We start from the raw sequence: 24088 nt of genomic DNA on the forward strand, positions 1-24088 counted from the left end.
CTCGGGGGCCGCGCGGGGCGGGCTGGGCGGCGGCATCCGGCGCGCACCGTCGCCCGGCGGCATGTGCCGCGTGCGGGGCGGTGTTCGGCGTTGCGGGGCTGGTGCGTGCATCGGCCCGTCCTCCGGTCGAAAGCTCATCCGTCCCCCAGCAGCGACCAGGGTCGCAGATCCGGTGCGGCCTGCTGTCCCTCGGTGCAGTGTGCCCGGAAATCGCACCAGGAGCAGTGCGGTCCGGTCCTGACCGGGAACGCCGTCTCCGCAACGGTGCTGGAGCCCGGGGACGCGGATTCCAGTGCGTCGGTTGCCTCCTGGAGCTCACCCGCCAGCCTTTCGGCGCGTTCCCGGAGTCCGTCGAGGGACTCGGCGGTGTGTTCCCAGGCCGCGACCGTACCCGTCGGCAGGTGGTGCAGCTCAACCCGGTTGCACCGCCGGCGCAACGTTTTGCGCACCGCGAGCGCGTACAAGCCCAGTGCCAGCGAGTTCTTCGCGTCGTCGACCCGCAGCCCGTGCCTGCCGGTCTTGTAGTCGACGACCACGAGCTCACCGTCCCGCTCGTCGACGCGGTCCACCCGGCCCTCGGCGATGATCTCGCCGACCGGCGCCGACACCCAGCGCTCGATGGCCACCGGGGTGAAGTCGGCGGGCAGCTCCGCCACGTAGTCGTGGACCCAGCGCTGCGCGCGTCGCCGGTGCTCGGCGGCCTGGTCGGCGTCGGCGAACCCGTCGGACTTCCAGTGCCGGTGCACCAGCACCTCCGCGCGCTGCGGGGTCCGCTTCTCGGGACGCAGCTCGAAGTACGCCTTCAGCGCGTTGTGCACGACCGCGCCGAGCGTGGCGTTGGCCCACGCCCCTCCGCGTTTCGGCGCGGGTCTGTCGAGGTAGGTCATGCGGTACCGACGAGGGCATCCCGCCCACGTCGCCAGGCGGGCTGGGGTGACCCGCACGAGCCTCCCGGGAATGCCTTCCAGGCCGAGCTGCTGCTGCACGCCGACAACACTACGCAGAACCTCCGACCAGCAGGTCAGCTGATGACCTTGCTCCCGGTGCAGCGGGCGATGATTCGCTCCAAGGAGTCGGGGGCCGTGGTCTCCTGCCCGATCCGGATCGTCTTGTTGGTGCCGTGGTAGTCGCTGCTGCCCGTCGGGATCAGGTCCAGCTCGGCGGACAGCTCCCGCAGCTTCGCCCTGGCGGACTCGTCGTGATCCGGGTGGTCGATCTCGACCCCGGCGAGCCCGTGATCGGCCAGTTCGGCGACGACCTCGGCGTTGACCACCGGCCCCCGCTTGTGCGCGAAGGGGTGCGCCAGCACGGTCGCGCCGCCCGCTTCGGAGATCATGTCGATGGCCCGGTGCACTGGCGTGTCGGTGCGCGGCAGGTAGTAGCTGCCGCTGCTGCTGAGGTACTGCGCGAAGGCCTCGTCGACGCTGGCGACCGTCCCGGCCGCGACCAGCGCGCGCGCCAGGTGCGGACGTCCGCCCGGGGAGTCCGGCGGCAGCCCGGCCATGATCGCCTCGGGGTCGATCGGGAAGCCGTCGGACGCCATCTTGTGGGCCATCTGGTGCAGCCGCTCGCGGCGCTCCGCGCGCAGCCGGGACTGCTCGCGCACCAGCGCGGGAGACGAGGGGTTGAACAGGTAGGCCAGCAGGTGGACGGTGACCCTGCCGCCACGACCGTCGGGGCTGGCGCAGGACAGCTCCGCTCCCGGGACCAACCGGAACGTTCCGGGACGACCGAGCTCGCGCACAGCGCGTTCGGCGGCCTCCCAACCGGCGGTGGTGTCGTGGTCGGTGATCGCGACCGCGTCCAGCCCGGCAGCGACCGCGGTCGCCACCAGCTCGGCCGGTGTGTCGGTCCCGTCTGACTCGGTGGAATGCGCGTGCAGGTCGATGAGCACACCTCAGTGTGACCCATGACCGGGCACGAGGATGCCTCGAGCCGGTGATCCCGGCCACGCCGGGACCACCGGACCACGAGAACTACAGCTTCGCCGCTTTCCGCTTGCCCACCGCTGCGCGGCGGGCTTTCAGCATGGAGAAGCGGTCCTGCTGCTGGCCCTTCTTGTCACCGAACACCAAGCCCGAGATCGCGTCCTCGACCTCGGTCGGGTTGGGGACGTACTCGATCCGGTTGAGCGCCTGGATCTGGCCCGCCGACTCGACGATCAGCGTGCCGTACCCGAACATCCGACCTATCAGCGAGCGGTGGAAGGTCAGGTCGGTGACCTTGGTGACCGGCATCATCGCCACGTTGGTGGTGAAGATCCCGGTGGTCATCAAGAACCTCTTGTCGGTCACCACGATGCGCTCCACGTACCAGTCGAGGACCTGGTAGGTGAAGCGGATCAGCACGACAAGACCGGCGTACCAGAGGATGTTCTGGAACAGCCAGGAGCTGCCGGCGGGTAGCAGGTACGACACCAGCACGAGTCCGACGAGCAACCCCGCCGCCTCGAACAGGTCCCACACCAGACTGGCCCAGTGACGCCGAACCCGGATCACCCGGCGTTCGGAGTCCAGCAGGTACTCGTCGGGATCCCTAGGAGCGAACAACGCACCCGCCTCCCCGCGATTCTCGCCTTATCCCTGGAAGAGGTTCTGCATGAAGGTGATGACAGCTTCTGCAGCCCCACGAAGACTGGCCAGGATGCCGTTCACGACATTGCTGGCTTGGTCCGGCGCGGAAAACAAGAAGAACAGGAGGAAAGCAACCACTGCCCAGGTGAGGATTTTCTTCATGTTCACTGTGACGCACCCCGTCCGAAAAAGCCCTTGAGTAGCACAGGCGCCTGCTGATCCGTTGTACCGCACTCCGCCCCATTACGGCAGCTTTGTACCGCACTTGGGTCAGTCGTTTCCGGGCAGGCCCGGACCAACTACCCTCCGTGTCGATGATCGTATCCGAGAATCCCGTGATCCGCTGCGTCGGAGCTCTCATTTTCGACCCCCGAGGCAGGTTGTGCCTGGTAAAACGAGCCAACGACCCTGGCAGGGGCAAGTGGTCGATACCCGGGGGCCGGGTGGAGCACGGAGAATCCGATCATTCGGCGGTACGGCGCGAGGTTTTCGAGGAAACCGGACTCGTCGTCACGGTCGGTGATCTCATCGGCCGGGTCGAGCGGCCCGCTCCGCGCGGAACCTTCGAGATCCTCGACTACTCCTGCTGGAGTAGTGAGTGGGATCTTTCCGCTGGTGATGACGCCGCCGACGCAATGTGGGCGGACGGTGCGACTTTCGCCACACTCGAACGAAGTGGAGCGCTCGCCGCCGGTTTGGCCGACGCCCTCACGTCGTGGGATTGTTTACCCCGCGAGGAGTGAGTGGGAATGCCGCCGGGTTACGCGTCTCCGACGGAGTACGTGACGATCGGTGGATCAACCCCCCGAGTGGAGCCCTTCGCGGGTGCCCGGATTAGTCGACTGGTCCGCTTTCGCGTTCGTGCCAAACGCTGCGACCTGTGATGTGAGTTCGACGCGGTTGTCAGTAGCCCACCCGGACGGAGTATGGTTCCCGGTTGGCTGATGCAGTGCCCGCCCCTTGTGGTGGATGACCTTCGGGAGGTGAGGGATCGTGAGCAGTAGTACCGACAGCGCGCTTCCGTGCAGTACCAACCGCATCCCCGCCGAGAAGGCCCGTCGCTGATCTGAGCGAGTTGGTTCCGGCCCGTCAGGGGCCCGGCCGGGATGTGAGACCCCGCAAGCGAGAGTGATCTCCGCCCGAGGGACACCGCCGCGGTGCAGCGTCCGGACGACTGCCCGGACGACCGCCGACCGGACCACCGGTCTCGCGCCACGCACGTCCCTGGGCCCCGGACCCCCTGGAGGCCGTCGTGCCGAACTTGCCTTCGCTCGGCCTGCGCAGCCGCAACGGTCGCGCGGACCAGCCCATCGCTCGCAAGCCCGCGCCGGTGTCCGCCTACGTGGTGGACTGCGGCGTCTACATCGACGGCCACCGGCTGGACGGCACCTGGAACCACGCCGACGCGATCGAAGAGGTCCGCCGGCGCGGAACCGGGTTCGTCTGGATCGGGCTGCACGAGCCGACCGAGGAGCAGATTAACGGCATCGCCGAGACCTTCGGGCTGCACGAGCTCGCGGTCGAGGACGCGGTGCACGCGCACCAGCGGCCCAAGCTGGAGCGCTACGACAACACGCTGTTCATGGTGCTCAAGACGGTTCGCTACACCGACACCGAGACCCGCACCGCGACCAGCGAGATCGTCGACACCGGTGAGCTGATGGTCTTCCTCGGCCGGGACTTCGTGATCACCGTCCGGCACGGCAAGCACGCCGAACTGGGCGACCTGCGCTGCCGGCTGGAGGACGACCCCGAGCAGCTGGCGCTGGGCCCGTCAGCGGTGCTGCACGGGGTGGCCGACACCGTGGTGGACAACTACCTGGACGTCACCGAAGCGTTCCAGGACGACATCGACGAGATCGAGGCCGAGGTCTTCGAGCCCCGGACCAAGATCGACGCTGAGCAGATCTACCTGATGAAGCGCGAGGTCATGGAGCTGCGGCGGGCGGTGCAGCCGTTGTCGAAGCCGATGCAGCGGTTGGCCGAGGGCTACACGCCGATGATCGCCGAGGACGTGCGCTCCTACTTCCGCAACGTCGAGGACCACCTCGCACGCGTTTCGGAAATGGTGGGCGCCTTCGACGAGCTGCTGACCACGCTGGTGGACGCCACGCTCGCCAAGATCACGCTCCAGCAGAACACCGACATGCGCAAGATCTCGGCCTGGGTCGCGATCATCTCCACGCCGACGATGATCGCCGGGATCTACGGCATGAACTTCGACTTCATGCCCGAAACCGGCTGGAAGTTCGGCTATCCGATGGCGATGGTCGTGATGCTCATCGCCTGCATGGTCTTGTTCAAGATCTTCCGGAAGAACAAGTGGCTGTAACGATTCTGGCGCTCGAACCGATGTCGTACGTGAAGTGAGGAGGTCCGACATGCACGCGTCGAACACCGCGCCCGCCCAACTGCGACTCCTCACCGCGAGACGAAGTCCCGTGTCTCGCCGGGAGATCGCCGAGAAGTTGTTCCGGCACTCCGCTTGGGTGCAGCGAAAACCCGGCGCGATGTGGGACGTGGTCCCCGCGCCGAGCGCCTGCGCGCGCTGACGGCACATGCCCGGGTAGACCGCGGGCCACATCGTGAAAACGGATCTGCAGCAACCAGAACCTCGTTCTCACGTAGGGAGGCACCGCTATGACTCGCCTGCTCTCCAGCAAGCTCACCTTTCTCGTCGCGCTGATCGCGGGCTGGATCGCCACGGAGTTCGTGCTCATCGCGAACCAGCTCTGATAAGCACGCGAAGGGGACGGTTGCTCCACGCCTCGCGGCCGGAGAACCGTCCCCTCTCGTGCGCTACCTGATCGTCCCGCCCGTCTGCGGGTTGAACAGGTGGATCTTGTCGGTGTCGAACCAGACCGAGAGCTCGGAGTTCTCCCGGGCCCGCGACTCCACCGACAGGCGGGTGACGACCTGGCCGTCGTCGGTGGGGACCTCGGAGCTGCCGCTGTCGGCGGCCAGCTCGTCGAGCTCCGCGCTGCTGGCCTTGGCGCCCTGCAGCGTGAAGTAGACGTACTTGTCCGAGCCCATCTCCTCGACCACGTCCACCTCACCGGTGAACGTCGCCCCCCTGCTCTTGACCGCGTCGTCGACCAGCGCGGCGTCTTCGAAGTGCTCCGGTCGGATGCCCAGCACCAGGTCGCGAGGCGCGTCGGCGGCCTCCGCGGCCTTGCGCAGCCTCTCCGGCAGCGGCACGTCGCCGAGTGCGCTGCGCAGCTTCCCCTCCGCGAGTTCCACCGGCACGAAGTTCATCGCCGGCGACCCGATGAAGCCAGCCACGAACAGGTTCGCCGGGTTCTCGTAGAGGTGCTGCGGCGGCCCCACCTGCTGCACCACGCCGCCGCGCAGCACCACGACCCGGTCGCCGAGGGTCATCGCCTCGGTCTGGTCGTGGGTGACGTAGACGGTGGTGGTGCCCAGCTGCTTCTGCAGCTTCGACACCGAGGTGCGCATCTGCACCCGCAGCTTGGCGTCCAAGTTGGACAGCGGCTCGTCCATCAGGAACGCCTTCGGGCTGCGCACGATCGCACGGCCCATCGCGACCCGCTGCCGCTGACCACCGGAGAGGTTGGCCGGCCTGCGGTCCAGGTGGTTGCTCAGGTCCAGGATCTTCGCGGCCTCGGTGACCTTGCCCCTCACCGTCGCGTTGTCCACTTTGGCCAGTCTCAGCGGGAAGGCCATGTTCTCGAACACGGTCATGTGCGGGTAGAGCGCGTAGGACTGGAACACCATCGCGATGTCGCGGTCCTTGGGCGCGCGCTCGTTCACCCGCTGCCCGCCGATGCGCAGCTCGCCGCCGCTGATGTCCTCCAGCCCGGCGATCATGTTGAGCGTGGTCGACTTCCCGCAACCCGACGGTCCGACCAGGATCACGAACTCGCCGTCGGCGATCTCCAGGTCGACCTCGTTGACCGCAAGCGCCCCGTCCGGGTAGCGCTTGGTCACCTTGTCCAGCACGATGTCGGCCACTTGCTTACCCCTTCACTGCGCCGGAGGTCAGTCCGGACACGATGCGTCGCTGGAAGAACAGCACGAACAGGATGATCGGAATGGTGATCACCACGGCGGCGGCGGAGATGGTCCCGGTCGGGTCCTCGAACTGCGAGTCGCCGGTGAAGAACTGCAGCGCCACCGGAACCGTTCGCGAGTTCGCCGTCGACGTCAGCGAGATGGCGAACAGGAAGTCGTTCCAGCAGAAGATGAACACCAGGATCGCGGTGGTGAACACGCCCGGCGCGGCCAGCGGGGCGATCACCCGGCGGAACGCCTGCGCGGGTGTGGCGCCGTCCATCTTGGCCGCCTTCTCCAGCTCCCACGGGATCTCCCGGAAGAATGCCGACAGCGTGTAGATGGCCAGCGGCAGCGAGAAGGTGATGTAGGGCAGGATCAGTCCCGGCCAGGTGTCGAACAGGCCCACGGTCCGCTCGATGTCGAACAGCGGCGAGACCAGCGAGACCTGCGGGAACATCGCGATCAGCAGAGACGCCCCGACCAGCGCTCGCTTGCCGGGGAAGTCGAGCCGGGCGATGGCGTAGGCGGCCATGGTGCCCAGCACGACGGCGATCGCCGTGGCGATCAGCGCGATGCCGATGGAGTTCAGCAGCGCGCGGGTGAACTCGGTGGTGGAGAAGATCGCCGCGTAGTTCTCCAGCGTCCACTCGCGCGGGATGAGGTTCCCGTCGGAGAGGGTGTCGGAGGTCTTGAACGACAGCGACAGGATCCACAGCACCGGCAGCAGCGCGTAGGCCACCACGATGACGTTGAGCGCGGCCCACTTGGCTTTGCGCGCGGGCGTCGGTGTCCCGCCGAGGCCGGCCATCAGCCCCTCCCCTTCTCTTCGCTGCCCGGGGCCGCGGTGCCGAAGAGCTTCACGAAGATCCACGCGATGAGCGCGACCGCGATGAAGATCAGCACCGACATCGTCGATCCGATGCCCAGGTTGAGGCCCTTGATGAGGTTGTTATAGGCGAGCACCGACACCGACGAGGTGTCCTGCGCTCCCCCGGTGAGCACCACGATGTGGTCGAAGACGCGGAAGGCGTCGAGGGTCCGGAACAGCAGCGCGACGAGGATCGCCGGCTTCATCACCGGCAGCATGACCTTGACGAACCGCTGCCAGGCACCCGCTCCGTCCATCGCCGCCGCCTTGAGCAGGTCGTCGGGCACCAGCGCGAGCCCTGACATCAGCAGCAGCGCCATGAACGGCGTGGTCTTCCAGATCTCGGCGACGACGACGATCGCCAGCGCGCTGCCGTACTCGGTCAGCGGAGCCCCGCTGGGGGCGATGGCGTTGGCCAGGTAGCCGGTGTCCGGGGTCCAGGCGTAGCGCCAGCTGAACGCGGCGACCACCGTGACGATGCCGTACGGGATGAGGCTGACGGTGCGCACCAGTCCCTTGCCGACCAGCGCCCGGTGCATGATCAGCGCCAGCGACATGCCCAGCACGAACTCGACCAGCACCGACACGGCGGTGACGAGGACGGTCACCCAGAACGCGCTCCACCAGTAGGTGTTGGTGAGCACGGTGATGTAGTTGTCGAACCAGATGAACTCGCGCTGGTCCGGGTACTTCAGGTCGAAGCGCTGGAAGGACAGCCAGAACGCGTAGAGGATCGGCCAGCCGGTGACGGCGATCATCACCAGCGCGGCCGGGGCCGCCAGCAGCATGCCGAGCCGGCGTTCGGCCCGCTTGCCGTCGCTCACGGGGCCCATGGTGGTGGTCGCCATCAGGGCATCACTCCCTTGGATTCCAGGGCGTTCTGCACCTCGCGGCGCATCCGCTCGGCGGTGGCCCGCGGATCGATCTCGGCGATCGGGCTGAGCATGTTGGACAGCACCGTCGAGACGTTCTGCGCGGCCGGGGTCACCGGTCGCATCCCCGGGTCCTTGAGGGCTTGCAGGATCGTCTCGTGCATCGGGTACTCCGCCTGCAGCTGCGGGTCGGAGTAGAGCGACTCGCTGGTGGGCGGCACGCCGTCGTTGATGGCGGAGAACTTCTGGCTCTCCCTGTCGCGCAAGCACTTCGCGGCCTCGAAGGACAGCTCCGGCTTGGTGGAGTAGCTGCTGACCGCGTAGTTGGCGCCGCCGATGGTGGACTTGCTGGGCACGTTCGGGTCGAGGCCGGGCAAGCGCGCCCAGCCGACCTTCGCGGCCAGTTCGGGCTTCTCCTCCTGCATCGAGGCGTAGACGAACGGCCAGTTGAGCTCGAAGGCCGACTGGCCGGTTTCGAACTCCTGCCGCGCGTCGTCCTCCTCGGCGTTGTTCATGCCGGGGCTGGTGACCCCCGCGTTGCCGAGGTCGCGCAGGGCTTCCAGCGCCCGTACCGCGCCCTGGTCGACGACTGCGGTCTTGCCGTCCTCACCGATCACGTGCCCGCCCGCGGACTCCAGCAGCGTGTTGTAGTGCACGTACAGGCCCTCGAACTGCGCACCGGTGAGGGTGATCCAGTGCGGTTTGCCCTCCTGCTTGAGGCGCTGGGCGGTCGAGATCATCTCGCCCCAGCTCTTGGGCGCTCCTGCGACGAGGTCCTTGCGGTACCAGAGCAGCTGCACGTTGGTGTTCTTCGGCGCCGCGTAGAGCTTGCCCTGCCAGGTCGCGGTCTCCAGCGGTCCGGGCAGGGTGTCCTGCTCGACCTCGGCCTTGTCCGCACCGGTCCACTCGCGGACCCAGTCAGCCTCGGCGAACTCGCCGGTCCAGGTGACGTCGAGGTAGAGCAGGTCCATGCCGGTGTCCCCGGCGGCGAGGCGGCGCACCATCTGCTCGCGCTGGCCGTCGGCGTCTCGGGGCAGCTTGTGGTAGACGATGTCGTACTTGCCTGCGGCTTTGGCGTTGCAGCGGTCGACGTTGTGCTGCAGGTTCTCCTCGGGAGCGCTGTAGAGGTTGATCGTGTTGGCACTTGCGGCTTGGCCGCATGCGGTCAACGCCGACGCGCACACCAGGGACGCGCCCAGCAATGCCGCCGTACGAGTGCGGCGAACTTCCACCATCAGTCCTTCCGGTGCCCTGGTCGCCAACGCGACCGAGCTCCGGGGATTCCGCCAACGCTCCGTCGCACCACGACCACCGGCGGTCAGCCGGTGGATGGAAAGCTAAGGCCGGATGATCACGGAGGGCAAGCACTCTCGCGCCTTGTTGCCAACCCGTGAAGAACCGGTGAACGACCGATGCAACCGTTCCCCCATCAGCGCCGGATCACTTAGCCGTTTCGGCGGCCGGAGCAGGGGTTTCGTTGAAACCAAGACGATCTGACGGCCCAGCAGTAGGGGTCGGGGGAGGGTTCTTCGATTCGGCGGGAGCGGCGGAGCCGCGAGCCGTGAAGACCACTCACGCACCTCGCACCGCCGCGGGTTCCGAGACCTCGTCTGGCGAGTACGCCGCGACGCGATGCCACCTCTCGGGGCGCGCGGAAGACATCAGGAGTGGCGCACGGAGACCAGACGGCGTTCTAGGTTCCGCTACCTGCACCGACCAGCGAAGCGACCAGGGAAACGACCTACGAAGCCGGAGGGCGCATGGAAAGTTTGGCCAGCAGGTCGCGCCCCTGCTCGGCGTGCTTGGGCTGGGCGAGGACGTCGTAACGCCCTGCGACCAGCTGGCTCGCCGAGGAGAAGTCCCGGCGGCCGCGCGTGGAGGCGTAGCCGACGGCGGCGAAGACCAGGCCGAACACGATGCCCGCGCCGAGACCGGCCAGCACCGGGGCGATCCAGCTGCCCTGCGGGGTGAACATGCCCATGATCAGACCGACGAACAGACCGAACCACGCGCCCGAGGCGGCCCCACCGCCGAGCACCCGTCCCCAGGTCAGCCTGCCGGTCACGCGCTCGACCAGCATCAGGTCGACGCCGACGATGGTGACTTCCTGGACGGGGAAGTCGCTGTCGGCCAAGTGGTCGACGGCCCGCTGCGCTTCTTCGTACTTGCTGTAGGAACCGATCGGCCAGCCGGTGGGTGGCGTGGGCAGGTTGGGTGTGCCCGGCGCCGGCCGGCTCGCGCCGGTAAAGGGGTTGGACACCGCTGACACCTCCGTTGAACTGCAGATCCGGGGACGAACCGCCCCTACGACCAGGCTACCTCGCAGCATCCCCCCGAGATCATGAACGCCCCCGCACTGATGCGCACCCGATACCCACCCCGCTCGGGTGAGGGCGGGTGGTCGTCCTCGGGGCGGTGGCCAGGGCGATGCGGTCGGGGGTTGGGGCGCTGACCTGCGTCAAGTGCGCGGTGCGAGGTCGGCGCTGGGTTCTTGGCGGGAGCCCGCGGGCGTGGCCGGAGCTGCGGACGTCGGCCTGGGACGCGGGTTGAGGACGTCGATGGTGCTCGCGTAGAGGACGTGGACGTAGGCCAGGGCCAGCGCGGTGAGGTTCAGCCAAGTGCCGACGTCCGATCGGTCCTCGCCGACGAGCCAGAGCACACCCAGCGAGACCAGCGGGGTCAGGAGCGCCGCGCCGATCCTGGCGGGCACGCGGTAGGCCACCGCGGCGACCCAGGTCAGGGCGGTCGCGGCCAGCACGACCCCGATCGGGCCGAGGCGCAGGCCGGTGCTGTGCACGCCCAGCGCCGCGGCGAGCAGGAGCGCGCAGACCACGAGCGCCGGTGCCCAGCGCGCGAGTCCGCTGCCGAAGGGCCTAATGATGCAGCGGCCGGCCCAGATCGCGAACACCAGCACCAGCAGCGCTGCGAGCGGAGCCCAGTCGACGACGTCGGCACCGGAGAAGTCGATCACCGTGAGCCAGCTGGTCTGCGACTGCGACCCCACCATGCACGCCGCTCGCGGCGGGCAGTCACCTGGAAGCAGGAGCGTCGCGGGACCACCTCCGGGGCCGAACATCGCGCCACCTGCGGTGATCGTCAAGACGAGGGCCGTGAGGAAGCCGAGCAGCGCCGCTCGCCTCGGCGCGGCGACCGCGAGCGCAACGAGCATCGGCAGCGGTTTGACCAGCGCCATCGCCGCACGAGCCAGGAACCGCAGGACCCCGCCCCCGGACGGCTGGGCCGCGCGGTATCCGAGCAGCCCGAAGCGGGTGGCCAGCGACAGCAGGCGCGTTTCGCCCAGGTCGCGGACCCGCTGGCGGCCGACGTCGAAGCTCTCCACCGATCGGGACAGCTCGGCCGGGTCCGGCACCACCGTCTCGGCACCGCCGTCCGGGGCCGCACCTGTCGGCACCGACTCGACGTGCGGGACTTCCACCGCCGCGATCGTCCACTGCAGACGCTCGGTGAGCAGCGCGCGGGTCTCGGTCAGCGGGTGCTGGTCGTCGGGCGCGGTGAACATCGCGTCGAGCTCGGCGCGGACCTCCTCGGCGTGGCGCGCCCACACCTGCGCGAGGAACCCGCGCCACCGCTCGGCCCTGGGTTCGTCGAGCGCACCGAGTTCGGCCTCGGTCGGACTGCTGACGACGGCCCGCAGCGCCTCGCTCAGCCGCTCGGGGTCGCCGTGCCGCACCAGGCGTTGCGGGTCGGCGAGCATGCCGACGAGCGTGGCGGCGGCGTCCATCCGACCCCACATCCAGTCGTTGGCGCGCCACTTCGCCGACAGGAACGCGCCGAAGCTGCCGAGGTCGAGGCCGCGGATCTTGTCCTCGATGCGCAGCGCGCCGTCGCGGCGCATCGCGGTGAACGGCAACGGGGTGTGCTCGTCGCTGACCACGCGGAGCAGGTCGATGCGCGTGGTCGGAGCGCGGCCGACGTCCAGCGGCGCGGTCAGCACGACGAGCTGCCGCAGCACCTCGGGGCGGCGTCCGGTGGTCTCCAGCAGCGCGTACCCGACCTGTTCGGCCGCAACGGGTTCCGGTCTCGCGGGAGCCTCTTCGGCCAGCCGGTCTGCGATGCCGTGCAGCACCTCCCGGGCCCGCGCCACCGCGTCCACCCCGTCGGCGTCCGGGGCCGCGTCCGCACCCGATGACTCCACTATGGACTGAAGTTCGGCGGCGAACTCGGCCAGCGCCTGCTGGAACCCGTTGCCGTCGGAGACCGCGCGCAGCACCGCACCCAGCAGCGGCTCGATCGGCGAGGGCAGCCGGTGCTGCAGGCGTTCGCGGCGGCGCTGCACCCTGCGGATCCAGTCGTCGAGCTCGGCGGTCTCCACGATCGGTTCCAGCCGCGCGCCGTTGATCCAGTAGCGGTCGGCGTGCCCGGCCAGCACGCCGGCGAATGCCCGCAGCCGGTACAGCTGCGCCTTGCACGCGCCGACCTGCGCGGATCGTTCGATGTCCCAGGACCAGCCCAGGCACTCCTGCACGGCCGTGCGCAGCCCGTGCGCGTCGTCGAAGACCCCAGGACCTGCCTGACCAGCCAGCGCCGTGAGCCGGTCGGGCAGCAGGTCGCGGGTGCGCGCCGACCACTCCGCGAGCGGGTCACCGATCACCGGAGGCTGCAGCGTGCCGTCCTCCGAACCCGACGGGTCGGTCAGCAGCGCGTGCACCGCCTGCGCGTCGAGTTCCGCGCGCACCACCGCGTGATCGGCTTCCACGAACGCGACGTGCTCGGCCAACCGCTCGGGACGTTCGCGCACCGGGGCGAACAAGGCCTTGCGGCGCAACGCGTTCCCGTCCACCGCTCGGTTGTGCTCGGCGAGCTCGTCGAGGTCCGACAGCAGTGATTCCTGGGTGAACCGGCCGCGCAGGGCCGCGGCCGTCACCGGCACCGCACGTCCCGAACTGCGCCGCTGCCCGTGCGAGACGACCGGATCGGGGTTGAGGTAGAGCAGGAAGCGCCGGGTGGGCCGGTCGGCCGGGGCCTGGGCGATCGCCTCGATCGCGGCGGTGACCGGGATGTTGTCCAGCACCCCGCCGTCGATCACCCGGAACGGCGTTGTGCCCGCGCGGGTTTCGGAGAACAGGCCCAGCATGTTCGGTTCGCCGGCCGGTGGTTCGCCCGGCCCGGAGCGCACCTCCGCGGGTTCGAAGGCGAACGGGAACGACGAGGTGGCGCGCGCGGCGTGCGCCAGGCGCAGCGCGGTGTCGTCGAGGTCGCCGAAGTCCGAGAGCGGTTCCCCCGCGCGGCCTTCGTGGTGGAAGGTCAGCCGCGCGGCCCGCCGCTCCAGCGGCATCGGCCCGACGCGGGCGTCGTAGTGCGGCTCCACCAGCGGATCCAGCAGGGTCGCGGCGAGCAGCATGTCGGCCCGGCGGCCCGGCTGCTGCTCAGCGGGTGGGGCGTTGTCCCGGATGACCCGGGCGAGCTCGGCGCGGAAGTAGTCGTCGCCTTCCAGCAGCGACGCGGGTCCGCCCTGCCAGAACTTCGGCACCGGCCGGGCCATCGCCTCCAGGTCGGCCAGCTGGATCCACGTCCGCCGCATCCGCTCGAACGGCATCCCGTAGACCAGCGTCGCCGACATCAGCGCGGCGTTGAGACCACCGGCCGAGGCCCCGGCGAGCACGTCGACGCTCACCGACCGGTATCCGGCCAGCCGCGCCAGCGCGGCCCACGGGTGCTCGGATTTCCCGGCGCCGTCCAACGATTCGCGGAGCGCGTTGATCTCGGCGACGGCTCCGCCGATCCACACCACCATGCTCGCGCCACCGCGCATGGCGAGCGCCAGGCGCAGCTCGTCACCGTCATCCACGATCACGAACGTACCGGGTGAAGAGGTGGTGCGGGGGTGCTCTGCTCAGGATGCGGGTAGCCGAACCCGCCCGGCTCCGTGGACTCCGTGGGTCACTCCTGTTGCATTCGTGGCGAGCACGCCGCGACGCCGATGTCCACCCCCCGGGTGGAGCGGCGTCGCTGGAGAACCCGCGGCATCCCACACCTGAGCAGCGGCCACGTCCGCACTCCCGAGCTATTGCCTTCCCGGCGGAGTCCAGCGGTCGGTGCGCGACATCCCGGCGGCACGGCCCTTGCCCGAGATGACCAGCGCCATCTTGCGGGAGGCCTCGTCGATCATCTCGTCACCGAGCATCGCCGCACCGCGCTTGCCGCCCGCGGCAGAGGTGTGCCACTCGTAGGCGTCGAGGATGTTCTCGGCGTGGTCGTAGTCCTCCTGGCGCGGCGAGAACAGCTCGTTGACCGCGTCGACCTGGGCCGGGTGCAGCACCCACTTGCCGTCGAAACCGAGCGCGGCGGACCGACCGCCGACCGCGCGCAACCCGTCGACGTCCTTGATCTGCAGGTACGGGCCGTCGATGGCCTGCACGTCGGCCGCGCGCGCCGCGGTGAGGATGCGGAACAGCGCGTAGTGGTAGGCGTCGCCCACGTCGTAACCGGGCGGCTGGTGCCCGACGACCAGCGACCGCATGTTGATGGAGGCCATGAAGTCGGCCGGCCCGTAGATCAGCGCCGCCACCCGGGGCGATGCGGTGGCGATGGCGTCGATCTCGACCAGCCCCCGCGCGTCCTCGATCTGCGGCTCGATGCCGATGCGTCCGGGTTCCAGGCCCAGCGCGCGCTCGATCTGCGAGAGCGTCAGGTCGAGCCAACGCACGTGATCGGGTGTGGAGACCTTCGGCAGGATGATCGAGTCCAGCTCGGCACCGGCACCCTCGACGACGGTCACCACGTCGCGGTAGGTCCACTCGGTGTCCAGCGCGTTGACCCGCACCGACCGGACCTTGCCGTCCCAGCCGCCCTCGTTGAGCGCGCCGACGATCCGGTCCCGCGCTTCGGCCTTGGCCAGCGGGGCGACCGCGTCCTCCAGGTCGAGGAAGAACTGGTCGACCGCCAGCCCGCGAGCCTTGTCGATCATCTTCGCGCTCGACCCCGGCACCGCCAGGCAGCTGCGCCGCGCACCTTCCACCATGCTCATGCCAGGTGTCTACCACGCCGTCCGGCGAGGTGGGCCGGTTGTACCTAGCCTGATCGACATGGTGGCCGTTACCAGGGTCTTCGCCGCTCGGATGGCAGGACTGCCCGTGTTCGGTCCGGACGGCGAACCCATCGGGCGGGTCCGCGACGTGGTCGCCGCGCTCAGCGTCCGGCGGCAACCGCCGCGCGTCCTCGGCCTGGTCGTGGAACTGCCCACCCGGCGGCGGATCTTCGTGCCCATGCTGCGGGTCACCCGCATCGAAGCCGCAGCGGTCACACTCACCACCGGCTCGGTGAACCTGCGGGCCTTCACCAAGCGGCCCAACGAGATGTTGGTGCTCGGTGAGCTGCTCGACGCGCAGGTGCGCATCGAGTCGGCCTCGGCGGTGCTGGTCGACTCCGCTCTGGAGCAGACCCGCACCCGCGACTGGCAGCTGACCAAGCTCGCGGTCCGCGAGCGCACCGGCAGGCTGGGCCGGCGCGGGCCGACGAAGGTGCTGGACTGGGACCAGGTGGAGGGGCTGGAGTTCGCCGAGGTCACCGGCAGCCCGCAGGGCGTGCAGCAGCTGCTGTCGATGTTCGACACGATGCGCGCGGTCGACGTCGCGAGCACCTTGCACGAGCTGCCGAGCAAGCGGCGCTACGAGGTCGCCGAAGCGCTCGACGACGAGTGGCTGGCCGACATCGTGGAAGAGCTCCCCGAAGACGATCAGAAGGACCTTCTCGCCTACCTCGACGACGAGCGCGCCGCCGACGTCCTCGAAGCGATGAACCCCGACGACGCCGCCGACCTGCTCGCCGAACTGCCCGAGATCGACAAGGTCCGGCTGCTGGAGCTGATGGCCCCGGAGGAGTCCGAGCCGGTCAAACGCCTCCTGGAGTTCTCCGCCGACACGGCTGGCGGGCTGATGACACCGGAACCGCTCGTGGTCACCCCGGACGCCACCATCGCCGAAGCTCTGGCGATGGCCCGCAACCCGGACCTGCCGATCGCGGTGGCGAGCATGGTCTTCGTCTGCCGCGCACCCAGCGCCACCCCGACCGGCCGCTACCTCGGATGCGTGCACCTGCAGCGGTTGCTGCGCGAACCACCGTCCACGCTGGTCGCCGGTGCGCTGGACACCGACCTCGCGAGCCTGCCGCCGCTGGCGCCGCTGTCGGAGCTCACCCGCTACTTCGCCGCCTACAACCTGGTTTGCGGACCGGTGCTCGACGACGAGGAGCACCTCATCGGGGCGGTCACCGTCGACGACCTGCTCGACCACCTGCTCCCCGGAGGGTGGCGGCAAAGCGGCCTGCCCGACCGGGAACCGGAGGAGCCGACGTCCCAGGAGGCCCGCTGATGCCCGAGCTGCTCACCCACCGCCGGCTGGACCAGCCCCGCGCCGAACGTCGGATCAACGTCTCGTTCGACCCGGAGCTGTTCGGGCGGTTCTCCGAGCGCATCGCCCGGTTCCTCGGGACCGGCAAGTTCCTGTTCTGGATGACGGTGCTCGTGATCGCCTGGATCACGGTGAACCTGCTCGCGGTCGGGTTCGCTTGGGACCCCTACCCGTTCATCCTGCTGAACCTGTGCTTCTCCACCCAGGCGTCGTACGCGGCGCCGCTGATCCTGCTCGCCCAGAACCGGCAGGACGACCGCGACCGGGTCTCGCTGGAGGAGGATCGGGCGCGGACGGCGCAGACCAAGGCCGACACCGACTACCTCGCGCGCGAACTCGCGGCGTTGCGGCTGGCCATCGGAGAGGTCGCCACCCGCGACTACATCCGCGGCGAGCTCGACCGCCTCCGCGAGGAGATCCCCGGCCTGGAGAGCCCGCAGGAGAAGCGCAGGGCCCGGACGGGCCGGGGGCACACCTCATAGCCCGGATTCGAGATCGGCGAAGAGCTCGACGATCGCCGGAGCCGTGACGCGGTGCTCGGCGTACTCGGCACGGGTGAACCAGCCGAGCTCGGCGATCTCCGCCGAAGCGACCGGTTCGCCGTCGACAGCGCCCGTGTAGCAGGCGAGATCGACCTGGACGCCGTCGCCGCGCCCGACCGCGTCGGTGCGGTAGCGGGCCAGGAACTCGGGTTCGCGCAGGAAGACCCCGAGCTCTTCAGCGACCTCGCGGTGCAGCGCGTGCTGCTCGGTCTCGCCCGGTTCGATCGTGCCGCCGGGCAGGTAGAAGGCCACCTGGTCCTGGGAGCGCACCAGCAACAACCGCTGGTCCACGTACCGCACCAGGCCGACCGCTTTGATCGGGGAGTTCACCCGCTCATGCTTGCGCACGCTGACCAGGAGGCGAGGGCACACCCCCGTCCGCCAGGCGTTCGCAGGCGCGCACCAGGGTCTCCAGCTCGCCGTCGGCGGCGTTGAGGAAGTAGCGCGCGACACCGTGGCGGTGGGTCGACGCGGCCATCCGCAGCCGCGCCTCACCCCGTTCGGTGATCACCGCCTGCACGCCGCGCCCGTCCGAGTCGACCCGCACGCGGCGCACCAGTCCGAGCCTTTCGAGCCGGTCCACCAGTCGGGTCACCCCCGAGCGGGAGAGCAGCACGACATCGGCGAGCTCGGTCATCCGGAGTCGTTGCTCCGGCGCTTCGGTCAGCGCTTCCAGCACGTCGTAGGCGGCCAGTGTCAGCCTTTGCTCGGCGATCAGATCGCCTTCCAGGCAGCGCGTGACCCGGGCGTGTGCGCGCAGGAAGCTGCGGTACGCCAGCAATTCGCTTCGAGTCGGTAATCGGTCAAGAGCCGTCTCGGCCACGTGACGGATATTACTGTCCGCATTCCCTTGACTCCTCAGCGCCCCCGGTCAAGCACACCGAGTAACGGCCCCACCGGCGGCGATGGCGTTGCCCCTCGTGGGCTACTCGTCCGTAACATGGGAACTGCCGAACACGGGTGTGAGACCCTTCGGGTTCGGGATTCGTTCCCGTTCCCACCACGTTCACCAACGCTTGTCGAGGTAACCGTGACCAGTACGCAGTCCGCACCGACCGAGGAAGCCGTCCGCCAGGCCCTCACGAAGGTCGAGGACCCGGAGATCCGCAAGCCGATCACCGACCTGGGCATGGTCAAGGGCGTGTCCATCGGCGACGGCGGCGCGGTGGAGGTCGGGGTCTACCTGACGGTCCAAGGCTGCCCGATGCGCGAGACGATCACGCAGCGGGTCACCGACGCCGTCTCCGCCGTCGACGGGGTGTCCTCGGTGCAGGTCGAGCTCGACGTGATGAGCGACGAGCAGCGCACTGAGCTGCGCCGCAGCCTGCGCGGCGACGCCGAGGAGCCGCGCATCCCCTTCGCCGAGCCGGGCTCGATGACCCGCGTGTACTGCGTGGCCTCCGGCAAGGGCGGCGTCGGCAAGTCCAGCGTCACGGTCAACCTGGCCGCCTCGATGGCCGACCGCGGCCTGTCCGTCGGCGTCGTCGACGCCGACATCTACGGCCACTCGGTGCCGCGCATGCTGGGAGCCGGCGGCAAGCCCACCCAGGTCGAGAAGATGATCATGCCGCCGCAGTCGCACGGCGTGAAGGTCATCTCGATCGGCATGTTCACCCCGGGCAACACCCCGGTGGTCTGGCGCGGGCCGATGCTGCACCGCGCGCTGCAGCAGTTCCTCTCCGACGTCTTCTGGGGGGACCTGGACGTGCTGCTGCTCGACCTTCCGCCGGGCACCGGCGACGTCGCGCTCTCCACCGCCCAGCTGATCCCCAACGCCGAGATCCTGGTGGTCACCACCCCGCAGCAGGCCGCCGCGGAGGTCGCCGAGCGGGCCGGTGCGATCGCCATGCAGACCCGCCAGCGGCTGGCAGGCGTCGTGGAGAACATGTCCTGGATGGAGATGCCCGACGGCCAGCGCATGGAGGTATTCGGTTCCGGCGGCGGCCAGATCGTGGCCGACTCGCTGAGCCGCGCGCTGGGCACCGAGGTGCCGCTGCTGGGCCAGATCCCGCTGGACCCGAGGCTGCGCGAGTGCAGCGACGCGGGTGAGCCGCTGGTGCTGCAGGATCCGGACTCCCCGGCGGGCGCGGCGCTCAGCGACATCGCCAAGCGCCTCGGCACCCGCGCCCGCGGCCTGGCGGGCAAGCTGCTGTCGGTATCGCCGGCCTAGGCCTTTCCTCCTTGAGGAAGCGGCGACAGCCGCTTCCTCAGGTGCGGGACTCAGCCAGAGCGACCTCTCGACGATGAGACGTCAGCGCTTCGCGACGGCGAGGAGACCTGGGCCGGTCGGCAACGTCACTGGGACCAGGTCCTCGTCGTCCTGCACGGCCTTGACCAGCGCGCGGATGGCCGCTGCCAGCGCGCTGCGGTTGTCGCGCTCCCGTCCGAGCTGGACTCCGGCGAACACGATGACCCCGCCGGGCCGCAGCAGCCGCGCACCCAGCTCCAGGTAAGCGGGGTAGTCGGTGCTGGCGACGCCGACCGAGACCAGGTCGTAGCCGCCTTCGGTGAAGCGCGGCAGCATCTCCAGCGCGCGCCCGTTGATCAGCCGCGTGCGCGCGGGCGCGATGCCCTCCTCGCGCAGCGCGGCCATGGCCGTGCGCTGGTTGGACGGATCGGCGTCGATCGAGGTCAGAACGCCTTCCGGCACCATCCCGCGGAGCAACCAGCGGGCGCTCTCCCCGGACCCCGTGCCGATCTCGACGACGGCCTTGGCCCGCAGCGCGGCGGCGAGGAACTGCAGGACGTGCAGCGACGACGCACCGACCGGCTGGCCCTGCGGACCATCGCCGATCGGGCGGGCACGTTCCTGCTCGCCCACCTCGAAGCCGCTCATCGAGTAGCGGGCCACCGACCTCTCGGGTATCACAACGTGAAAGGTTATCGGCGTTCCGCCTGCGGATGATGCGTCCGGACGACATCGTTAGACGGCCGTTTCCATGCGCGACATCCCGTCACGCAGCGTGATCAACGGCGTGGGGCCGAGTGGGTGAGAGCAGCCTCACCCAGACTCTCAGGCCCTTCTCAGGCCGCTTTCATGCCGGTATCACCGGGGAGGGCGACAGTAGCCGTCGTAGAACAACACCCATCGGCGTCTCACCGGCGAGCGGGCTCAGGAACAACGCTCCCGCCCCAGTCGTTCTGGTAGATGCAAGCCCACAGGAGGTGGCTTTTCGCCCGATGGCAACACAGCCGATGAGCGTGGCCCCCGGCACCGACCGGTCCCACGAGAAGAGCGTTACGCCGAGCACCGTCTCGCCCGGCGCGGAGGAAGCCGCTTGGACCCCGCCCAGCTGGGACGAAGTGGTCCGGCAACACGCGGACCGGGTCTACCGGCTCGCCTACCGCCTGTCCGGGAACCAGCACGACGCCGAGGACCTCACCCAGGAGACCTTCATCCGGGTGTTCCGCTCCCTGGCGTCCTACAAGCCGGGCACGTTCGAGGGCTGGCTGCACCGGATCACCACGAACCTGTTCCTGGACATGGCCCGCCGCAGGTCCCGCCTGCGCATGGAAGGCCTGCCCGAGGACACCGACCGGTTGCCGGGTGGCGGTCCGACGCCGGAGCAGGTCTTCCACGACACCCACCTCGATCCCGACCTGCAGGCGGCGCTGGACCAGCTGCCGCCGGAGTTCCGCGCGGCCATCGTCCTCTGCGACGTCGAGGGCCTCTCCTACGAGGAGATCGGTACCACCCTGGGCGTGAAGCTGGGTACTGTGCGCAGCAGGATCCACCGCGGGCGCCAGATGCTGAAGTCCACGCTCGAAGCGCGCCGCGAACAAGCCGGGAGGATTGACGGATGACGGTTCTGCGGGGGTGGGGGCTGCCCGAGCAGCACCTCGCGCTGGACGCTCTCGTCGCGTTCGTCGACGGTGAGCTCAGCCCGAGCGCCCACGACCGCGCGGTGGCCCACCTGGCCGGATGCCCCGCGTGCACGGCGGACGCCGCTGCTCAGCGGCAGGCCCGCGCGGCGGTCCGCGCGGCCGACACCCCGTCGGTCTCGCCGGAGCTCCTGCAGGCGCTGCAGGCCATCCCCTCCAGCGCCGAACTCCCCGCACAGCCCGAGAACCTCGCTCTGACCGAGGACGGCCAGCTCGTCACCGTGTCAAGGCCGGAACGCCTGAAGCGCTTCGGCAGCGGACCGGTGCTGGGGTCCTCCACGCCGCTCGGCGGCTCGCAGCAGCCGCTGGGCACACGCGTCACCTCCTACGACGACCCGCCGGAGGGCTCCGCCGACCGGCGGGCTTCCCGCCGCACCAAGCAGGGCGCCGGCGTGGTGTTCTCCGGGTTGGTGCTCGGTGCTCTGGCGTTCATGAACCTGCCCATCACCGACGAGGACGGGCATCCGCTGCCGGGCGCTCCCGTGCCGCTTCCCGGTGGAGCCTTCTCCAACGCCGTCATCCCGGCCGCGGGCAACACCGCGCTGCCGTCGGAGAGCGCCCCGACGAGCTCGATCGCGCCGCCGGAACCGCAGGTCGCAGCGGTCCATCCTGCACCATCCGCGTCGGCTCCGCCTGCTCCCGCGTCCACCGCGCCACCCGCCGAGTAGCGGGCTGGCGATTTCGCGCCCACTCCACGCGGACTTCACCGAGCTGCGGGCAAGATGGGTTCCTCGGCACCATGCCGGTGAGGCGGGCTGCGCGCCCGTGTGATCCACTCGAAGCGACGAGCCCGATCGGACCGCCCGGGGAGCGATGAGCGACCAGCCAGGAACGCCCGCGCAGGGTCCCGACGCGCGCCGGGACGGTCCTGCACGAGGTCAGCAGGGGGCAGAGCCGGTCCACCCGTGGCAGGGCGGCGCCATGGCGGGCCGCGGCGTGCCCGCGGACCGATTCGCTCCCGCCCCGTCCCATGACAGCAACGGGCAAACCCCCGATCGGCTCCAGCCGCGCCCCCTGGATCGGCCCGAAGTCGACCCGTCGCAGCGCAACGCCTTCGCCCGCCCCCAAGGCGTGTCGGGCAGCTTCGATCCCGACGAGCACGGTCTCCCCACACGCGGGATCGAGCAGGCACCTCCACCGCCGGATGCGCTGGTGCAGGCGTTCGGCCGCCCGCCGCAGATCAGCGACCCGCTGCAACGCGCGCCGGGCGAGACACCCATGACCCCGGAGGCCGAACCCGATCCGGCGCTGTGGAACTCCGGCGACCGCGACCCGTGGCGGGACCCGGCGGCCGGCGCGGTCCTCGGCCCGCCCGCGGTGTCCGAGGAGCAGACCGACGACGACGGCGAACGCGAACGGGGACCGCTGCTCAGCGCTCGGGAAGTGATCTTCGGCCATCGCGTGCACCCACGCGCGCTGGCGATCCTCGGCGTGGTCGCGCTGCTGGTCGGCCTCGTGGGCGGCTTCCTCGGCCGGATCACCGCCGAGGAGGGCAACCCGCTGGTCAACCCGGACGTCACGCTCGCCGAGGTCGATCAGGGCTCGGGCGACCGGCCGCGCGGCGCCGTGTCCCAGGTCGCGCAGCGCGTGGTTCCGACGGTGGTCTCCATCGAGGTCCGCATCGGTGGCCAGGGCGGTTCCGGTTCGGGCGTGGTCATCGACGGCAACGGCTACGTGGTCACCAACAACCACGTCGTCTCGATGGCCGCCGACACGCCGAACGCGCAGGTCTCGACGGTCTTCCACGATGGCACCCGGGCCCCGGCGAGGGTCGTGGGCCGGGACGTCAAGACCGACCTCGCGGTGCTCAAGGTCGAGGTCTCGAACCCGACCGTGGCCCAGCTCGGCGACTCCGACGAGCTGCGGGTCGGCGACGATGTCATCGCGATCGGCTCGCCGCTGGGCCTGGCGGGCACCGTCACCACCGGCATCGTCAGCTCGGTGCACCGACCGGTCCGGCTGGCCGGGGAGGGCACCGACACCAACGCCGTCATCGACGCCATCCAGACCGATGCGGCCATCAACCCGGGCAACTCCGGTGGCGCGCTGGTCGACGGGTCGGGCGCGGTGGTCGGCATCAACAGCGCGATCCGCACGCTCGGCTCGGGCGGCGAGGGCGGCTCGATCGGACTCGGATTCGCGATTCCGATCGACGACGTCCGGCGCATCGCGCAGGAGCTCATCCGCACCGGCACCGTCCGGCACGCCGACCTCGGGGTCAACGTGAAGTCCGTCAGCGACGGGCTGGCCGACGGCGCTCAGGTGCAGAACGTGCAGGACGGCAGTTCCGCCGCAGGTGGCGGGATGGCCGAAGGCGACGTGATCATCAAGGTCGGCGACCGCAAAGTCGGTAGCGCCGACGAACTCATCGTGGCAGTGGACCGGCACCAGGTCGGCGACCGCGTCCCCGTGACGGTGGTCCGGCAGGGCCGCGAGCTGGTGCTCGACGTGACGCTGAAATGACCGATCACGACGGCATGAACAGCCAGCCACCGGGAGGACACGGCGCGAAGTTGCGCCAGTTCCCCCCTTCGACCGGCATCACCCGGTCGGTACGCTGGCGATGTCGGCAGCTCGGCGTCGGTTCGCGAGCCACGAGGATCCCAGAGGAGTCGAGAGGTGTTCGATAGCGTCGGCTGGCCCGAGATCCTGATCCTCGCGCTGGTCGGGTTGTTCGTGCTCGGCCCGGAGCGGCTGCCCGAGGGTGCGGCGTGGCTGGGCAAGGCGGTCCGCCAGGTCAAGGAGTACGCGACCGGTGCCCGCGAGCAGATCCGGTCGGAGATCGGCCCGGAGTTCGACGAGCTGAAGAAGCCGCTCGACGAGCTCCGCAGCGTCCGCAACTTCAACCCGCGCACGGCGGTGACCAACCACCTCCTGGACGGCGAGAACCCGTTCGAGGAGTTCAAGAAGAACTCCTCCCCTCTCAACGGCTCCGCCCCCACCAGCACCAACGGCCACTCCCCAGCAG

General features: G+C 69.8%; 24 protein-coding genes. 10 read left to right on the top strand and 14 right to left on the bottom strand.

Annotation, left to right across the window (positions count from 1 at the left end):
* Positions 1 to 134: 134 nt before the first annotated feature.
* The 4 genes from E1161_RS25725 to E1161_RS27410 form a co-directional block, all read right to left on the bottom strand.
* On the bottom strand, positions 135 to 986 hold the full coding sequence (locus E1161_RS25725; protein WP_132627324.1) for a RecB family exonuclease: 852 nt from the start codon (positions 984 to 986) through the stop codon (positions 135 to 137).
* A gap of 35 nt (positions 987 to 1021) precedes the next feature.
* Positions 1022 to 1894, bottom strand: coding sequence for a PHP domain-containing protein (locus E1161_RS25730; protein WP_132627325.1), 873 nt, complete (start codon positions 1892 to 1894; stop codon positions 1022 to 1024).
* A gap of 82 nt (positions 1895 to 1976) precedes the next feature.
* Positions 1977 to 2549, bottom strand: coding sequence for a PH domain-containing protein (locus E1161_RS25735; RefSeq protein WP_132627326.1), 573 nt, complete (start codon positions 2547 to 2549; stop codon positions 1977 to 1979).
* Positions 2550 to 2576: 27 nt separating this feature from the next.
* On the bottom strand, positions 2577 to 2741 hold the full coding sequence (locus E1161_RS27410) for a cytochrome c family protein (protein WP_165939939.1): 165 nt from the start codon (positions 2739 to 2741) through the stop codon (positions 2577 to 2579).
* Between the two features lie 146 nt (positions 2742 to 2887).
* On the opposite strand from E1161_RS27410, the gene E1161_RS25740 reads away from it, so the two are divergent.
* The 3 genes from E1161_RS25740 to E1161_RS27415 all read left to right on the top strand — a co-directional run bounded on the left by E1161_RS25740 (position 2888) and on the right by E1161_RS27415 (position 5125).
* Positions 2888 to 3316: an NUDIX domain-containing protein gene (locus tag E1161_RS25740; RefSeq protein ID WP_235875305.1), complete on the top strand. Its 429-nt coding sequence runs from the start codon at positions 2888 to 2890 to the stop codon at positions 3314 to 3316.
* Between the two features lie 509 nt (positions 3317 to 3825).
* Positions 3826 to 4905, top strand: coding sequence for a magnesium/cobalt transporter CorA (corA, locus tag E1161_RS25745; protein ID WP_132627327.1), 1080 nt, complete (start codon positions 3826 to 3828; stop codon positions 4903 to 4905).
* A gap of 49 nt (positions 4906 to 4954) precedes the next feature.
* Positions 4955 to 5125 carry a hypothetical protein gene (locus E1161_RS27415; RefSeq protein WP_165939940.1) on the top strand — a complete coding sequence of 57 codons (171 nt, stop codon included), beginning with the start codon at positions 4955 to 4957 and terminating at the stop codon, positions 5123 to 5125.
* Positions 5126 to 5372: 247 nt separating this feature from the next.
* On the opposite strand, the gene E1161_RS25750 is transcribed toward E1161_RS27415, so the two are convergent.
* The 7 genes from E1161_RS25750 to E1161_RS25780 all read right to left on the bottom strand — a co-directional run bounded on the left by E1161_RS25750 (position 5373) and on the right by E1161_RS25780 (position 15315).
* The gene (locus E1161_RS25750) at positions 5373 to 6545 is read right to left on the bottom strand and encodes an ABC transporter ATP-binding protein (RefSeq protein ID WP_132627328.1); all 1173 of its coding nucleotides are present in this window, start codon (positions 6543 to 6545) and stop codon (positions 5373 to 5375) included.
* A gap of 4 nt (positions 6546 to 6549) precedes the next feature.
* A complete protein-coding gene (locus E1161_RS25755; RefSeq protein WP_132627329.1) occupies positions 6550 to 7395 on the bottom strand; it encodes a carbohydrate ABC transporter permease in 846 nt (281 codons plus the stop codon).
* On the bottom strand, positions 7395 to 8303 hold the full coding sequence (locus E1161_RS25760; RefSeq protein ID WP_132627330.1) for a carbohydrate ABC transporter permease: 909 nt from the start codon (positions 8301 to 8303) through the stop codon (positions 7395 to 7397). Before E1161_RS25760 ends, E1161_RS25755 begins: the two co-directional genes overlap by 1 nt.
* Positions 8303 to 9562, bottom strand: a complete 1260-nt coding sequence (locus tag E1161_RS25765; protein ID WP_207920408.1) for an ABC transporter substrate-binding protein — start codon at positions 9560 to 9562, stop codon at positions 8303 to 8305. Before E1161_RS25765 ends, E1161_RS25760 begins: the two co-directional genes overlap by 1 nt.
* A 506-nt stretch (positions 9563 to 10068) precedes the next feature.
* Positions 10069 to 10587 (bottom strand): general stress protein, encoded by a 519-nt coding sequence (locus E1161_RS25770; RefSeq protein WP_132627331.1) that lies wholly within the window; start codon positions 10585 to 10587, stop codon positions 10069 to 10071.
* 198 nt (positions 10588 to 10785) lie between these two features.
* Positions 10786 to 14136: a patatin-like protein gene (locus E1161_RS25775; RefSeq protein WP_235875306.1), complete on the bottom strand. Its 3351-nt coding sequence runs from the start codon at positions 14134 to 14136 to the stop codon at positions 10786 to 10788.
* Between the two features lie 216 nt (positions 14137 to 14352).
* Positions 14353 to 15315 (bottom strand): HpcH/HpaI aldolase/citrate lyase family protein, encoded by a 963-nt coding sequence (locus tag E1161_RS25780; RefSeq protein ID WP_132627332.1) that lies wholly within the window; start codon positions 15313 to 15315, stop codon positions 14353 to 14355.
* 58 nt (positions 15316 to 15373) lie between these two features.
* Here E1161_RS25780 and E1161_RS25785 point away from each other — a divergent pair, with 58 nt between their 5' ends.
* Positions 15374 to 16657 carry a magnesium transporter MgtE N-terminal domain-containing protein gene (locus tag E1161_RS25785; RefSeq protein ID WP_132627333.1) on the top strand — a complete coding sequence of 428 codons (1284 nt, stop codon included), beginning with the start codon at positions 15374 to 15376 and terminating at the stop codon, positions 16655 to 16657.
* The gene (locus E1161_RS25790) at positions 16657 to 17178 is read left to right on the top strand and encodes a DUF1003 domain-containing protein (protein ID WP_132627334.1); all 522 of its coding nucleotides are present in this window, start codon (positions 16657 to 16659) and stop codon (positions 17176 to 17178) included. The genes E1161_RS25785 and E1161_RS25790 overlap by 1 nt, the downstream gene beginning before the upstream one ends.
* On the opposite strand, the gene E1161_RS25795 is transcribed toward E1161_RS25790, so the two are convergent.
* Both E1161_RS25795 and E1161_RS25800 read right to left on the bottom strand, forming a co-directional pair.
* On the bottom strand, positions 17173 to 17586 hold the full coding sequence (locus E1161_RS25795; protein ID WP_235875307.1) for an NUDIX hydrolase: 414 nt from the start codon (positions 17584 to 17586) through the stop codon (positions 17173 to 17175). The genes E1161_RS25790 and E1161_RS25795 overlap by 6 nt on opposite strands.
* Positions 17573 to 18061 carry a MarR family winged helix-turn-helix transcriptional regulator gene (locus tag E1161_RS25800; RefSeq protein WP_165939941.1) on the bottom strand — a complete coding sequence of 163 codons (489 nt, stop codon included), beginning with the start codon at positions 18059 to 18061 and terminating at the stop codon, positions 17573 to 17575. Before E1161_RS25800 ends, E1161_RS25795 begins: the two co-directional genes overlap by 14 nt.
* 207 nt (positions 18062 to 18268) lie before the next feature.
* Here E1161_RS25800 and E1161_RS25805 point away from each other — a divergent pair, with 207 nt between their 5' ends.
* Positions 18269 to 19408: an Mrp/NBP35 family ATP-binding protein gene (locus E1161_RS25805; RefSeq protein ID WP_132627335.1), complete on the top strand. Its 1140-nt coding sequence runs from the start codon at positions 18269 to 18271 to the stop codon at positions 19406 to 19408.
* A gap of 81 nt (positions 19409 to 19489) precedes the next feature.
* Here E1161_RS25805 and E1161_RS25810 read toward each other — a convergent pair whose 3' ends face one another.
* Positions 19490 to 20107, bottom strand: coding sequence for an O-methyltransferase (locus E1161_RS25810; protein WP_235875308.1), 618 nt, complete (start codon positions 20105 to 20107; stop codon positions 19490 to 19492).
* Between the two features lie 311 nt (positions 20108 to 20418).
* Between E1161_RS25810 and sigE the strand changes: the two genes are divergently transcribed.
* From sigE to tatB, 4 genes are all read left to right on the top strand, one after another.
* Entirely contained in the window at positions 20419 to 21042 is a 624-nt protein-coding gene (sigE, locus tag E1161_RS25815) for an RNA polymerase sigma factor SigE (RefSeq protein WP_235875309.1), read from the top strand.
* Complete coding sequence (locus E1161_RS25820) at positions 21039 to 21788, top strand: zf-HC2 domain-containing protein (protein WP_207920409.1); 750 nt, start codon at positions 21039 to 21041, stop codon at positions 21786 to 21788. The genes sigE and E1161_RS25820 overlap by 4 nt, the downstream gene beginning before the upstream one ends.
* Before the next feature lie 145 nt (positions 21789 to 21933).
* Positions 21934 to 23583, top strand: coding sequence for a trypsin-like peptidase domain-containing protein (locus E1161_RS25825; RefSeq protein ID WP_235875310.1), 1650 nt, complete (start codon positions 21934 to 21936; stop codon positions 23581 to 23583).
* 156 nt (positions 23584 to 23739) lie between these two features.
* Positions 23740 to 24088: Sec-independent protein translocase protein TatB (gene tatB / locus E1161_RS25830; RefSeq protein ID WP_132627336.1), on the top strand; the 349-nt coding region annotated here is incomplete at its 3' end.

Source organism: Saccharopolyspora aridisoli, from assembly GCF_004348445.1.
Classification (GTDB): Bacteria; Actinomycetota; Actinomycetes; order Mycobacteriales; family Pseudonocardiaceae; genus Saccharopolyspora; species Saccharopolyspora aridisoli.

What these genes read in the sequence shown, in the direction of transcription:
- E1161_RS25740 (WP_235875305.1), top strand. Translation starts at nt 2,888, where the DNA reads ATGATCGTATCCGAGAATCCCGTGATCCGCTGCGTCGGAGCTCTCATT.
- E1161_RS27415 (WP_165939940.1), top strand. Translation starts at nt 4,955, where the DNA reads ATGCACGCGTCGAACACCGCGCCCGCCCAACTGCGACTCCTCACCGCG.
- E1161_RS25755 (WP_132627329.1), bottom strand. Translation starts at nt 7,395, where the DNA reads ATGGCCGGCCTCGGCGGGACACCGACGCCCGCGCGCAAAGCCAAGTGG.
- E1161_RS25760 (WP_132627330.1), bottom strand. Translation starts at nt 8,303, where the DNA reads ATGGCGACCACCACCATGGGCCCCGTGAGCGACGGCAAGCGGGCCGAA.
- E1161_RS25765 (WP_207920408.1), bottom strand. Translation starts at nt 9,562, where the DNA reads ATGGTGGAAGTTCGCCGCACTCGTACGGCGGCATTGCTGGGCGCGTCC.
- E1161_RS25780 (WP_132627332.1), bottom strand. Translation starts at nt 15,315, where the DNA reads ATGAGCATGGTGGAAGGTGCGCGGCGCAGCTGCCTGGCGGTGCCGGGG.
- E1161_RS25785 (WP_132627333.1), top strand. Translation starts at nt 15,374, where the DNA reads ATGGTGGCCGTTACCAGGGTCTTCGCCGCTCGGATGGCAGGACTGCCC.
- E1161_RS25790 (WP_132627334.1), top strand. Translation starts at nt 16,657, where the DNA reads ATGCCCGAGCTGCTCACCCACCGCCGGCTGGACCAGCCCCGCGCCGAA.
- sigE (WP_235875309.1), top strand. Translation starts at nt 20,419, where the DNA reads ATGGCAACACAGCCGATGAGCGTGGCCCCCGGCACCGACCGGTCCCAC.
- E1161_RS25820 (WP_207920409.1), top strand. Translation starts at nt 21,039, where the DNA reads ATGACGGTTCTGCGGGGGTGGGGGCTGCCCGAGCAGCACCTCGCGCTG.
- E1161_RS25825 (WP_235875310.1), top strand. Translation starts at nt 21,934, where the DNA reads ATGAGCGACCAGCCAGGAACGCCCGCGCAGGGTCCCGACGCGCGCCGG.